The 13516-nt window shown below is 43.9% G+C and carries 9 protein-coding genes and 2 pseudogenes; 1 reads left to right on the forward strand and 10 read right to left on the reverse strand.

Going from position 1 to position 13516, the window contains the following annotated elements; translation table 11 throughout:
• Nucleotides 1-162: 162 nt before the first annotated feature.
• Nucleotides 163-1842: an SgrR family transcriptional regulator gene (locus ACIPDS_RS05705; protein ID WP_400733618.1), complete on the forward strand. Its 1680-nt coding sequence runs from the start codon at nucleotides 163-165 to the stop codon at nucleotides 1840-1842.
• 112 nt (nucleotides 1843-1954) lie between these two features.
• On the opposite strand, the pseudogene ACIPDS_RS05710 reads toward ACIPDS_RS05705, so the two are convergent.
• The 10 genes and pseudogenes from ACIPDS_RS05710 to gatA form a co-directional block, all read right to left on the reverse strand.
• Nucleotides 1955-2118: pseudogene (locus ACIPDS_RS05710) on the reverse strand (IS3 family transposase); the annotation flags it as partial.
• Nucleotides 2119-2194: 76 nt separating this feature from the next.
• The gene (locus ACIPDS_RS05715) at nucleotides 2195-2731 is read right to left on the reverse strand and encodes a dihydrofolate reductase family protein (protein WP_049000992.1); all 537 of its coding nucleotides are present in this window, start codon (nucleotides 2729-2731) and stop codon (nucleotides 2195-2197) included.
• A 428-nt stretch (nucleotides 2732-3159) separates the two neighbouring features.
• On the reverse strand, nucleotides 3160-8271 hold the full coding sequence (locus ACIPDS_RS05720; protein WP_400733621.1) for a hypothetical protein: 5112 nt from the start codon (nucleotides 8269-8271) through the stop codon (nucleotides 3160-3162).
• Between the two features lies 1 nt (nucleotide 8272).
• Nucleotides 8273-8600: pseudogene (locus tag ACIPDS_RS05725) on the reverse strand (protein kinase); the annotation flags it as partial.
• Nucleotides 8601-9330: 730 nt separating this feature from the next.
• Nucleotides 9331-9891: a 6-phospho-3-hexuloisomerase gene (gene hxlB, locus ACIPDS_RS05730; protein WP_400733623.1), complete on the reverse strand. Its 561-nt coding sequence runs from the start codon at nucleotides 9889-9891 to the stop codon at nucleotides 9331-9333.
• Between the two features lie 15 nt (nucleotides 9892-9906).
• Nucleotides 9907-10659, reverse strand: a complete 753-nt coding sequence (locus tag ACIPDS_RS05735) for an SDR family NAD(P)-dependent oxidoreductase (RefSeq protein ID WP_400733626.1) — start codon at nucleotides 10657-10659, stop codon at nucleotides 9907-9909.
• 105 nt (nucleotides 10660-10764) lie between these two features.
• Nucleotides 10765-11409, reverse strand: a complete 645-nt coding sequence (gene rpe / locus ACIPDS_RS05740) for a ribulose-phosphate 3-epimerase (protein WP_400733629.1) — start codon at nucleotides 11407-11409, stop codon at nucleotides 10765-10767.
• 18 nt (nucleotides 11410-11427) lie between these two features.
• The gene (locus ACIPDS_RS05745; RefSeq protein ID WP_400733631.1) at nucleotides 11428-12681 is read right to left on the reverse strand and encodes a PTS transporter subunit IIC; all 1254 of its coding nucleotides are present in this window, start codon (nucleotides 12679-12681) and stop codon (nucleotides 11428-11430) included.
• Between the two features lie 27 nt (nucleotides 12682-12708).
• The gene (locus tag ACIPDS_RS05750; RefSeq protein WP_400733634.1) at nucleotides 12709-13002 is read right to left on the reverse strand and encodes a PTS sugar transporter subunit IIB; all 294 of its coding nucleotides are present in this window, start codon (nucleotides 13000-13002) and stop codon (nucleotides 12709-12711) included.
• Between the two features lie 20 nt (nucleotides 13003-13022).
• Nucleotides 13023-13472, reverse strand: coding sequence for a PTS galactitol transporter subunit IIA (gatA, locus tag ACIPDS_RS05755; RefSeq protein ID WP_400733637.1), 450 nt, complete (start codon nucleotides 13470-13472; stop codon nucleotides 13023-13025).
• Between the last annotated feature and the right edge of the window lie 44 nt (nucleotides 13473-13516).

Here is a 13516-nt window from a genome sequence, read left to right on the forward strand (position 1 = left end):
ACACCTTCAGTATCCGAACCCGAGATGCTTAAAAAAACAGCAATCGAAGACGAAAGTTATTTCCGGTTTTCGCTTAAAACCGGAAAATTTATGAGGACAATCACGCCAGAAGCCATCAGAAAGGGATAAAAGAGGAAATCGCGTTCGGTGGGAGGCCATCACATGAGTATCTTCGAGGCGCATTTTCGCAGACTACACGCCCGCTACGGCGCAGGTCAGACGCACGAATTACAGATGCACGAGATCGCCGCCATCTTCGGCTGTTCGGTGCGTAACTGCCGAATTGCGCTGAAAAAGATGCACCAGGAAAAATGGCTCGACTGGCAGCCGCAGCGCGGACGCGGCAAGCGCTCACGACTCCATCTGTTAACCTCGCCGGAAAAGCTGTTCAGCCAGAACGTCAATAAGCTGCTGGAGAAGCAGGATTACGGCAACGTGCTGCGGTTTATCGGCAACGACAAGTATCTGCTGGATCGCCTGAGCCTGTGGCGCTTTGGGGTACAGGATAAAAGCAGTGAAACACGGGTGCGCATCCCCTACTATCGCAATCTGGATCCGCTTAATCCGCTCGTTCCCCTGCGGCGGACCGAACGTCATCTCCTGCGCCAGTGCCTGAGCGGTCTGACGCGCTATGACGCCGTGCAGGGCAGGGTCGTCCCCGATATCGCCCACTACTGGACCCACAACGAGGACTTTACCCGCTGGGAGTTCTGGCTGAAATCCACCGCCCGCTTTGCCGATGGCAGCGAACTGGATGCCAGCACCGTTCAGCGCTGCCTGCTCGCCGCCAGCCAGAGCCCGCAATTCGCCCCGCTTTTCAGCCCAATCAAAACCATCACCGCTGACGCCCCCTGGCATCTGGTGATTGAAACGCATCATCCGGTCAGACGTCTCGACTGCCTGCTCGCCACTCAGCCGACGATGCTGTTCGATTACCAGCACGGACACATCCGCTGTACCGGCGCTTTCCACCTGCAGGAACACAGCGACAACTTTATGGTTCTGCGGCGCAATCAACACTGGCACCAGGCGCGGCCCGGACTGGATGAGATCACCATTTTCACCTGGGCTCCGGAGCATATCAGCATGAGCTTTATTCCCCTGCTGCGGGGCGAAGAGGCGCAGGATGACCGCCCGCTCAACAAGCGCAGTCTGGAGCAGGGGTGCTGCTTTGTGCTGCTCGACAGTGACGGGGCCTTTGCAGATGAGGCCGGAAGACGGTTTATCAATTACCTGCTACAACCTGTCGAACTCCTCAGCCAGACGCAGCTTCCCGACGAATATGCGCGCATCCTCTCCGTGGCTCAGGGTATGCTACCGCAGTGGAACCACCGCCCGGTGGATTATGGCGGGATCACCGCGCCGTTTAACCTGCGTCAGCGGGTTATCATCAGCACCTTTCAGCAGCCGGAACTGGTGGAACTTGCCGGGGCGATTCGCATCTTGCTTGAGCGTTGGCATATTCGCGCCGAAATACGGATCGACCCATTTGACCACTTCAACAGCCAGCCGCGCCTGCCTGCGGACATCTGGCTCAGCAACTTTATGCTCGATACCCTTTCGGTTCCGGCGTTTCTGGAATGGCTGGCTTCCACCACGCTGTTTACGCGACTGCCTGAAGCCCAGCGACAAAACCTGAACACCCTGTTGCCGACCATTCTGAACAGCGATAATGAACAGGCGTTCGCAACCATTGCCGCCTTTTTCCATGAGATGACCCATCAGCGATATGTCATTCCTTTGCTGCATCACTGGATGGAATTTGCGACCGAGAAGTCATTTACCTGGCGGGATTTAAATACGCTGGGATGGCCGGATTTTAGCCAACTTTGGCTCGAATAATGCTACGCCCGCAAAAGCTCGCTAAAGGGCCTTTAAGGGCCTTTAAGGGTAAGGGAGGGAAGTGCGGGATTTGGGTTCGGGGAACGTTTGGTCATCTGCATTGGCAATGTCCTCACGACGGAGACTGTTCAAAGGCCTCTGTACTTACGCCCCAAGAAAACTTTACCTCCAGCTCCGATTGCTGAACAGGTCAATGTCATCGAAGATATCTGCATGATCCAGATCCTGGGTTTTGTAGGACCGTTTTCTGATGCACTGCTTTTTCAGCGAACTGAAGCAAGGTTGTAGAAGTAAAACGGTATCGCTGGCAACTGAGGCATTTTCTCGTTCTACCACTGTGCTTAGATTCAGCTTATGACGTCAGCCGATAGTGCGACTGCACCAGACCCGAAGGGAAGCTGCGGCTGGATAATAGCGTCAAATCGATATCATGGGGCAGCACTCCGAACAGCGGTTTTCCCGAACCGAGCAGGACAGGAACGGTAGTGATAACGATATCGTCGACCAGACCTTCGCGCAGGAACGACTGTATTAACTGCCCACCATCGATATAGACCCGGTGCACGTTCTTCTCCATCAGGTCAGTAAGAGCTTCCCTGGGCGTGCGGCATGAAAACTGCACTTTGCCCTTCAGCGCCTCAGGCACCGGGGTATTGGTTAGCTGCCGGGAAAGTACCAGCACGGGTCGATCATAAGGCCATTCGTCAAAAGTCAGCACCTTCTCAAAGCTGCCTCGCCCCATAGTGATCCAATCTTTGTCCGCGATGAATGCGGCATAGCCATGGTCTTCTGTCGGGTCATCGCGCTTCAACAGCCAGTCGATATCGCCATCTTGTCGGGCGATATAACCATCAAGACTGACCGCGATGAAAACATGTGTGGTGACCATCAAGAGCTCCGTATTAAGGTTGCATATATCTCGTTGATTTTAGCAATGTCCGCTCCAGGCACGAAGCGAGCAAGTTACCTAAGATGAAGGTCCGCTGTGAGCGAAGAGCGGACATTGCTAACAGCGTTCTAGGTGAACCCGCGAGGCACAGATTACGCAATGCCGGTTGGCCTACCATCAAACCGAAGGTCAGAATTTCGCTCATCACCTTAATCTCGATACAGTTTGGTGGTTATTGAGATACCATTGGGCATTGATGTGATGGACTAGCCTCTTTTCCAGTGCAAATCCATCAAAGCTCAATGAACCTATCTGTCTGAGCATACTGAACTTTTGATCTAGTCATTGACTAATAAAAGATCGAAGAATCGCTTCTTTATACTCAGCTGAGCCATCACCATTTTTTAAAAAATTGTCACTGTTACCCTCTAGGCTGAAATCTTTCGAGAACGAATCAATTCTTCACGTAAGTAATAAGCTCTAGCAGAGCCAGTTTCTACAATTCCTGTTAAGAGAAGCAGGCATATATCGTACATTTTTCTATTGAGAGTTCCGCGATTTTCTATCTGCAAAAATCTTCCAACAACCATTTCTATATAAAATGCTGTATTGACTTGCTTCCCGATAATATGTCGATTGGCACTATAATGCTCAGCTAAAATCAGAATGCCTTCTTCGAAGAATACGTTGTAGAAGTTATAAATCAATGAAGACAAGGCTTCAAACACATGGCTATTATGTGCAGATTGCCTAGCAAAATCGAGCAAATATTTAGCACCTCGCTTCATATCTTTCTCTTCATTCTCATGTCCTTGCCAAGGGCAATCCGCATACATCATTCCACGCAGGAGCTGATTTAGGTCATTCTGTAAACCGATATAACGATCATTAACATCATTCAAAGCTATCTTGTGTGCTTCTGGTGCTAACAGGCACCAAAGTGCCCATATAGCATCATAATCACCTTCTTTTTCTACAGCGACATGATAGGAGAGTGTTAAAGAATAAATGAAGCCGGGAGCTTTTGTACACCCTAACACCAATAGATCTTTAAAGGGCATGAAGTTATTTTTTCTTGAAGAAACAACATGTTCAGAGAGACAGTCTTGAATCTGCTTTTTAATTTCATGATTTATTTTTTCATCATCACTCGAACGATGGTTTTGATACTCCGTATCAAATACAAAACTCATTAACCTATTGACCAACTGAATTTGTATCTCATCCTTAGTACAGTAAGGAACCATTAGCATTGGTAAATGAATAAACCACGAACAGTGGCTTTCCAAAGATATATCGTTAACTGAAAGATTAAACTTTCCCTCAATCAAGTCGTTACGAAAACTTGTTAAAAGATCATTCCATTTTTCGAGTGCGGCTTGCAATTCAGCACCTTGTAAATGATAAAACCTACGTACCTCACTATCTTCCCTTCGTAATCTGGCATACTCAACTATTCCACCTATACAACGGGATGCTAATTCAGCGTCTCTAGACCAAAGAAACTCTCTTACTCCCTTAGCAGCACAAGCACTAACGTTTAGGTTCTCATGCGTTAATGCTGTAGCTAACGCAAACTTCAAATATTCTATTTGTTCTGAATCTAGATCTAAATCAAATAACTTAGGTAAGACAAATGCGCATGCTCCAGAGCCATAATAATCAGTCTTATCATGTGCAGCTGTCCCATTCATATTGTCTGCGTGCATGAATATTGATTCTAGGATGATTTCTAAGCACCACTTTTTATCTTCATAGCTCAATTCTAAAAGAACATCACGAACACAAACCGCTGCAACAGTTGTGATTGTGCCAACCGCCATATCAGCAAAGTTGTGTACTTCACCTTTTTGGAGGGCGCTGAGCAATCCCTTAGTAGCTATTAATGCATCCTGATATGAAGAGAAGTATTTTTCTTCTAGTAATTGCTCATCGAATAGTTTTTTACCCCATAAGTTTAAACTAGTTACGGTGTTATCCATTGCGTGCTTTTCATTAAATTCTTGTTGATCCAGCTTTAAATCTTCCGGAAGCTCTGATGAGCTTTGAAACAATACTCTGTCATTTTCTTTGTCTTCAACTACTTTCCAAGTCCTTGTATCGACTCTGTGCACCATATACCGAAGGCTTTTTTCATTACTTGCAGTAGCTTCATTTTTCAGTTCATCAACAATTTTTAAAATATCATCCCTTAACTCATTTACGAACTGAAGCCTTGTTAATAAGGTTTCTAATGACTCTTTTCTCCATGGTCGAAGTGCTGCTTCTCTTCTCTCTTCTAGGTATATTTTCGACAATGCATCCCTATTAAGACCAAAGAAATGCATCTCATTTCCACCCATTTCTTGTGTCATTCGAATCAAATCTAAATGGTATAAATCAGCAGTTTTAAGCAAAGGAAAGGCTGCTTTACCTACTTTATTAGGGAAGCCTGTGGCCACAGAAGATAAAACAGATGTAGGCATTACTGAATTACTAGAGCGAAGAACATAATCAAAAATCCAATCTATTTCATTATTCTTACCACAATTTTCAACGTACTCAACTAACCAGTTCTCCAATGCCATAAGAGCACTCTGTAATAAGTAGGGCAACGTAGACTGTCCTCTATATCCCTTCCAGAGGTGGGGAGATGCATACTGTTTAACTACTGTGCCATCATTCAGGGTTATATCGACTTGTTTAGCTACTGTTTCGAAGGCGTAAATAGTGTCTTCTTCATTGTCTTGAGTTTTAGAAAAATCCGATTCTGAGTATTTTTGTGCTGTCAAATTGCACAATCTAATAATGAAATCCAAGCCTAGCCTTGGCTTGAATTGAAGAAGATATTTGAAAGGGCCTTTGGCACCGCTTGCAGGGAAAAAATCTCGTTCTGTATCTAGCCCAAATGATTCCTCTACGTCTACTCGATATGACCCGTAGCCATAATCGTTCTCTTCGGATTCTTCCAACAGCCACTCATGCATTGAAAGTTTAACTACGAAGTCAGGATAAAACTTACACAACATAGGAACATTGAAGCCTATAAGTGCCAAACTACTCAGTTCATCAACATAACTTAATCGTCTAGGCTTTATCTTTGAGGTGAAAACGTCCTGTTTCATCAATTCATCAAAATCATCTTTAATAGCCGTTGAAACTTTTAATAAAGCATTTAATATTTTTTTTCTTTGCCCCTCACCACTATATGAATCTTTAACCTTTTCAAGGAGCCATAAACTTAAAAAACCAACCTTTTCAGACGCTTTTGGCAACTCATCATGTATATTAATGAGACCAGTCCATTCATCTATTAATTCAATAACTTGAGTGCGCACAAGACTACTCAAATTATCTCTTTCCTGATAAATAAAATGGAATAGTGCTCCCCAACCTTCTCCATATGGTTTCAGGAAAAGGGATTTGAGCAATCCCGATTTTTTATCTTTTATCAATAGTCCGTTGTGTAGAGATATTGGTCTTTGACACGTTATTCTGAGAATAAAACAAAACCGTGTCAAAAGAGCACAATCATCTTTAAGAAGTTGGCGTTTGAGTGAATTAAGAAATATCCCGGGAGAGTCATGCTGCATGATTGCAGAAATTGCCTCGTCCTTCCAATAACTCTCTATCTCGTCCGAAGATAATAAACCTTCTACGAATTCATTAGTTGTATCATCAAATTTTAGCTTCCTATACAGCCATAACCTGAATGCCCTACTTATCGCAGGTTCATTTCCTATATTTAACAAAAAGCTTGCAACATTATGAGAATTATCAAAATGCTCTCTATCGATGAACTCCTCTAAAGCCCAATCTTCCAAAACATCATGCATAGGACTTACACAAGATGATTTTTGATCTCTGTAGATCAAATTGTCTTCTTCCAACTTTGCGATTACTTCCGGGTCAAAACCGCTTGCTCTGACACCAAAAAGCATCTTTTTAGCTCTCTCTATTGCTATTTTAATAAAGGTTGCTCTTCTTCTATCTGGCATCCCTGACTTTCTATCAGCTTCTTTTGCAACGACAGTCCGCCACACTGTATCCCTAAAGTCTTCTTCAGTATCTCCAATCCCAAATTGAGCGCCATTTTTTATAGCTCTTACAGCAATCTCAATAAAAAATGGTATTCTTAGTATTTCTACTAATGAGTTATTAGATACTAAAGATTTTAGCTCTGGAATATGCTCGCAAACTTGCTCGACTTGACTATCTTCAAGCCCTTCAATATTCATGCTGCTAAAATTTATAGAGCAAGGCTGTAGGAAATTAAATAACAATTGTTGATAAGCATAGTCCCGGCCAGTTGCAATGATAGTCCAACCAGACTGTTTTCTAATGTATTGCAATAACTCAACAAAAGTATTTGGATAATTTAGCTCTAAAACTTTTTCTAGGGACTCTATTACGAGTACTTTTTCGTGAAGCAATGAGAAATGACTTTCAATTTCTCCCAAAGAAGATGTAATTCCCATGGAAGTGAAAACTTCATTTAAGTTACTTTTATCTAAATCTTCAGCTCTTAAGTAGAAGACTGGAATATCTAAATTTTTTGTTGTGATAAAATCTTTAACAACGCCTGACTTTCCAGCCCCTCTTGCACCGGTAACAAATACAAACTCACTATCGCTATAGCAGTTAGATAGTGCTGCTAGTTGTTCTGTCCTATCAACATGGAGTCCATTTATAGTTGTAGAAATACCTTCAAAAATATGCTGACTGCGCTCATAAAGCTTTATCAAGTCATTCTCGAAATATAAGTGGCTTGATTTATTAAATAATCCTTTAACGTCTTCTGGTATATTATTTTGAGTTAAAACCCCCGCATTCTGGTTGAAACTTTGAACGCAGGAAACAAGTCTAGCTAAGACTAGAGAAGGTAATACGTCTGAGTAACACTGAATCAATGAGCAAAGTAAGTTTGCTACGATTGAATGTTCTGCATCTAAGTCAAAAGGTAAAATCTGAAACGATTTTAAGAAAGACCACAATTCTTCTTCTGAGATAGCTACCCCGTTATTCGCATGAGTAAGCTGATCTCTAAATATCCCTAATCTTTCGAGCTTTGCTTCACTGGTAAATCCTTGGGTTTGAGATTTCTTTATAAAATCTTCTGAGTTCGATGAAAACTTAGCCCATTCAAGTAACGGCAAAGTATTATTTATGTCAGTTTTTGGTAAATTACCTGTTATTAACGCGATAGAATCTCTTTCTGACTTAAAGCCCACACTTTTAAAGTCCGCCCAAGCACTATTTATAACTTCTGCAAATACTGAGTTTAATGAGCCACTAATAGTTATTTCATGTTTAATCTGAGCAAAGATCTTACTTTCATTATTTGAGTTGTCTGTGGCAGTCAATACAAAATCATCAGTATTTACACCATCATATTTGTTCTGGAATTTTAACTCTTTAGCCCTCATGTAGTTACTCAAACAAGGAACACAAGATTTAGTCAATAAGGATAGTGCGAAAGCTGCTTGAACTCTTGTTTCAAAATTAACTCCCCCACCGCCAGTAGAAAACGGGTTACTTTGTTTTTTTATTTCTAGACTCATTTTATATTCTCCCTGAAGGTGGAATTTCTTTATCAAAAGGCCGGTGTGTCTGCGCGGTTTCAGTATTATAAGGCAGCTCAGCCCTTTGAGTAGAGGTTTTATCCACACTAGCCATCTGTATGCCTTTCTGCCGCACATGAAAGGCGATTTGCTGCCAGCGGCGTAGCCATTGTTCTTCCTTTCCCTTGTAGGCCTCTAGCTCGGCCTTGAGGCGATCTACCTCCACCTGAAGCTTTTCGGGCCTCTTTGTTCATCTGTTCTTTGATTTTCACCAGTCCGCCCGACAGTGCTCGTTTTGCGTTGTCATAAGCGCTTTTGATCTCAGATTGCGGATGATGTGGCTGCAGGAAGGCTTGTTGTTGCGTTTCCACAGTACAAACTTAAGGCTGAGCCAGGATACGATTTAGTCTACCGTTCAGTATTTAAAATAAGCATTCTAAGACAATGGCTCTCTGAAGAATTGAGCTCTCTGAAAGATTGAATGACAGTCTAAAAAGGTCCGCTCCTGGCACAGAGCGGCCTGTTTGTAAGACCAGTCAGATCTGTTATACAACGTCCACCAAAGCCTCAACCAACACGCAAAACACAGCCCTCAACAATCAACTTAAAAATCATGATGTTACAAAAATGCCTTCCATATCAACATCATCGCCACTCTTTTTGCGCCTTCCCTTCCCCGCAAAAAATCAAAATCCCTAACAAACTCAACCACCTCCCCCACCAATTACAAGGACGCCAGCACCAAAATTCTCCATCGGTGATTACCAGAGTCATCCGATGAAGTCCTGAGAGTCCGCACGGTGCAAGCCCTGCGGGCTTTTTTGTGTCTATTATCCTCTACTCAGGATTACCGCTTATCCCCCTAATAATGGGCCCCCAACCTCAGCAAGCGACCTACCGACATGCTCCCTCATATTCCTTGAGAAAACCTTATTCCTTTGGGCATTACCTGGCCGGCCAGAAGCAGACTTTCTTGAGTTCAATAGCCTCTAATCGCTCATAGTACTGACAACGTTAATCACAAAAAGAAAACGTCCCTAACGGGACGTTTTCTTATGGTTATTCAAGGTTCGCATGTCGCTTGAACATCGTATCACTCGTTTCGCCGAGCTGGGACATTAGCTCAAGCACGATGGCGTCGTAAGTGATGAAGCATAGCTGCTCAAAAGCAGAACCCATTGGTTGGGAAAATGAGCCTTCTTCACGGCTATTGTCTTCTTTCACCGTGCCGGGCAGCACAAGGACGCTATTGGCTAATTTGCCTATCGTAGATTCCGCTTTCATCGTGACAAGGGCTACATTTACACCACAGGAAACGGCTTTTTGCGCCAGACTGACGAGACTGCCTGTTTCTCCACTCCCGGAGCCAATGATAACCAGATCCCCTGCCTGAGTATGGGGCGATGAAATATCACCAACGACACTCACTGAGAATCCAAGATGCAGTAATCGGTTTGCAAACCCACGGATGGCGATACCACTTCGTCCTGCCCCCTGCAAAAATATATGTCTGGCATTTTTAATCTGAGCAACAAATTGCGCTGCCTGAGCATCGTCAATTTTTGATGCATTTTGCTGCAGCTCGCGCAGAATATCGAAGGTGTTCTGTTGAACGCTCATGTCATCTTCTCCCTGTTATGCGATGGTACGACCACCATCCATCAAAATAGTCTGGCCCTGAATGTAGGAGTTATCTTTGTCAGCCAGGAAGATTGCCAGATTGGCAACGTCATCGATGGTACCGAGGCGTCGCACCGGTATTTTTTGCAATACCGCATCAAGGTCTGCCTGAGTTGGGTAGTTCACGCGCATCATTTCGCCGGTATCAATAAGTCGAGGTGCAATGGCATTCACATTCACCCCTTTTGGCCCTAATTCTTTGGCCAGGCCACGAATCAACCCTTCACCACCGGCTTTGCTTGCCGGGTAACTCACCCCACCACCCGTACCAGAAAGAGCTGAACCAGAAGAGATATAAACGATAGAACCGTTGTTAGTCGTAAAATCGTTGTAGAACGCCTTCACGGTATTGAACAGTCCGGTCAGGTTGATGGCGATAGTTTTATTCCATTCTTCAAAGGTAATATCATTGACCTTGTTCGCGAATGCTACGCCTGCATTAAGCACTAAAATATCGATACGACCAAAAGTCTCGAAGACTTTTTCTCGCACATTATTCAGCGCCTGTGGGTCAGATACATCTGTTTTAACAAATAAGGACTTCACATTGCCAAACGTCAGTTCGGCAGCGGTTTTCTTTCCGTTTTCTTCGTTGTAATCGACGATGACAGTATGTGCACCACGCTCTGCAAATTGTTTGGCAATACCTTTCCCAATGCCATGTGCCCCGCCTGTGACTAATGCGACTTTACCTTCAAAATTACTCATTTTTATCTACTCCTGAAGCTTATAACAAAGGGAGGGCTTACCTCCCCACGTTGGTAATTAAAATGACTATTAAATAAATCTGGCAGGCGTTTCGGTTGTTATTATTTACTGAACTGATGCTCTTAATGATTCATAGCTTTCTTTTGGATTGCCGTTAAATAACGCGCCACCTACCACAATTAAATCAGCGCCTGCGTCTTTAACTTTTTTCGCAATTTCAGTATTCACGCCACCATCCACTTCAATCTGGATGTTACGCCCGGCAATTAATTTTTTAGTGTTTCTTATTTTTTCCAGACTTTTTTCAATGAATGTCTGTCCAGGCTGACCTGGGTTTATTGTCATAATAAGAATATAATCGATATCATCGAGGAGATATTCAATTACACTTTCAGGAGTGCCCGGATTTAAAACGACACCGGCTTTACGCCCTGCCTTTTTGATTTTCTGCAGAATATAATGAACATGCGGTGTGGATTCATAGTGAACTGAAATCATTTCAGCACCAGTTTTGATGACCTCGTCTATATGTCTTTCTGGATTTGCCAGCATCATATGGACATCAAATATCATGGAACTCGCTTTTTTCATCGCAGCAATCTGATTAGGGCCGAATGCGATATTACTGACGTAAGTTCCATCCATTAGATCCACATGGAGAATCTCTGTTTTCTCCGCCTCCAGAAACTGAATTTCTTCCTGCAAACGTAAAAGGTTTGCGCCAAAAATTGAGGGTAGAATTTGTACCATTGTAGTCAACTCCATGAATTAGTGAGTAATCGTGCTCAACCAGTAGGTCAGGATCTCCCACGGGCCAGTTAATACGAAGTCAGTACCTTGTCCATTCAGACCAACACCAGCGCCATTCAGGAACTGAGTTGCTCCCGGTGCTACATACCCACCCAGGTACATAACGACTACACAGAAAAGTAAGGTTGAGATAATTGAGCGGATGACGTTGCCGTTGCTGACCATAACGGTCATGGTTGTCATGTAAATAATTGACATCAGTACGCCGATTGGGAAAATCTGAATCCCAGGCAATACCAGCGCGCAAAGCATAGTCAGCGGAATAGTGATAACGGTGACCGTTACGGTTGCCGGATCACCCAGTGCCAAAGCGCAGTCCATACCGATATTAAGCTCAGCATCTTTACCCATCTGCTTTTGCATAATTTCTTTGGCGCTCTTACCAATTGGATTGAGCCCTTCCATCAGGACACCAACCACCTTTGGCAGCAGTACCATAACGCCCGCAACCCCCATAGCCATCGGTACGATAGTGGTGATTGGCTGCTTGGTTAATAAGCCCAGAAGGCAACCCACAATGACGCCAATAATGGCTGGTTCACCGAATACACCAAGGCGTTTCTGGACACTTTCCAGATCGACATCCAGCTTGTTCAGACCTGGAATATAATCGATGATTTTATTAACCACCCAGGCGAATGGAAGTGTCCAGCCAATATGGATCATCGTGGTACATGTCGTTCCTTCCAGCCCGTAATACTTCTGCCATCTTGGCGCAATCAGGTCACCAATAAATAACGCGACAACGCTCAACGCTACCGCGACACCCAGCCCCAGGAAAAAACTGTCAAACACGAAATACGCCAGCGCACCAGGAACCAGGAAGTGCATATAGTTCCAGATATCCACGTTCAGTGTTTTGGTCAGTTTAAGACGCACCAGAATCAGGTTAAGGATGATACCGATAGGAATAACCATCGCAGCAAAAGGAGCAACCCATGCGGCAGCACCTACGGCTGGCCATCCAATATCAGCAACGGTAAAACCGCTACCAACTTTAGAGTAGTACTCAATTGCTGGATGCAAAGAGGTATTTAAAAGCCCGACAACCAGCCCCAGACCGATAAAACCAATACCAACGGTGATACCCGATTTTATGGCAGCACCGACTTTCATCCGAAAAACCAAACCTAAAAGGAAAATAACAAGCGGCAATATTGCGGTAGCGCCCATGCTTGTAATGGTAAACATGATGCTTTTTAACATTTCCATTTAACCATCCCCGTCATTGAGTAGACTTTAGTTCCTGGCGATATCAGTTAATAACGCGCCTAATTTCTGACGGAGAGCGGCTTCGTTAATTCCGGTAATAAACCCAGCAACGCTCATGTGAGGTTTACCAATATCACCTTTATAGTTATTGGTAGTGAGTACAACATCTGCACTTTGCATTTCTGAAGATAATTCAGACATGCTGCATTTGTTGATTTTAAAGTTTGCAATACCATATTCGGCACAGACTGATTTCACTTCGTCAGCTGCTAATGTTGATGTTGCTACGCCGCTACCACAGGCTACGAGGATAGTAATCATAATAATACTCCGGGTGTTTGTTATTTAATTATGGTGTTGATGAACATGGCTTTAGCTTCTTCTTTCGGAAGCGAAAGCAACTTCTCGTAAAAATCACTCATCTGAAGATGGTTAAAAAGCGCTTTCAGCAATTGCAGCTGATCGCTTGGGTCAGTGACAACTAAATTAATCACCAGATTCACCCACAATTTTCCATCCCCATCAGCTTCATTGACTTCAATAGCTTCTGGTAGTCGGATGATATAGATGGCCGGATTAATAGCGTGCTTGCTATCACAATGTGGAATAGCTACAGAATATCCATCGAGTTGAATACCGGTTGGGTAATCAGCTTCACGCTCACGAAGCCCACTAAGATAGGTTTCCTTAACAATTCCTGCGGCTGTCTGCGTTGCATGGATGTGCTGCAGAACTTCATCATAATTTTGAAAGTTGGCACCATCCGCGACATTGACCGTAATCTTGCTCACGTCTTCCTCTCCTCACCACACATGAATTGCTCATGTGAGCCTTT

The organism is Kluyvera sp. NPDC087067 (assembly GCF_044745165.1).
GTDB lineage: Bacteria > Pseudomonadota > Gammaproteobacteria > Enterobacterales > Enterobacteriaceae > Kluyvera.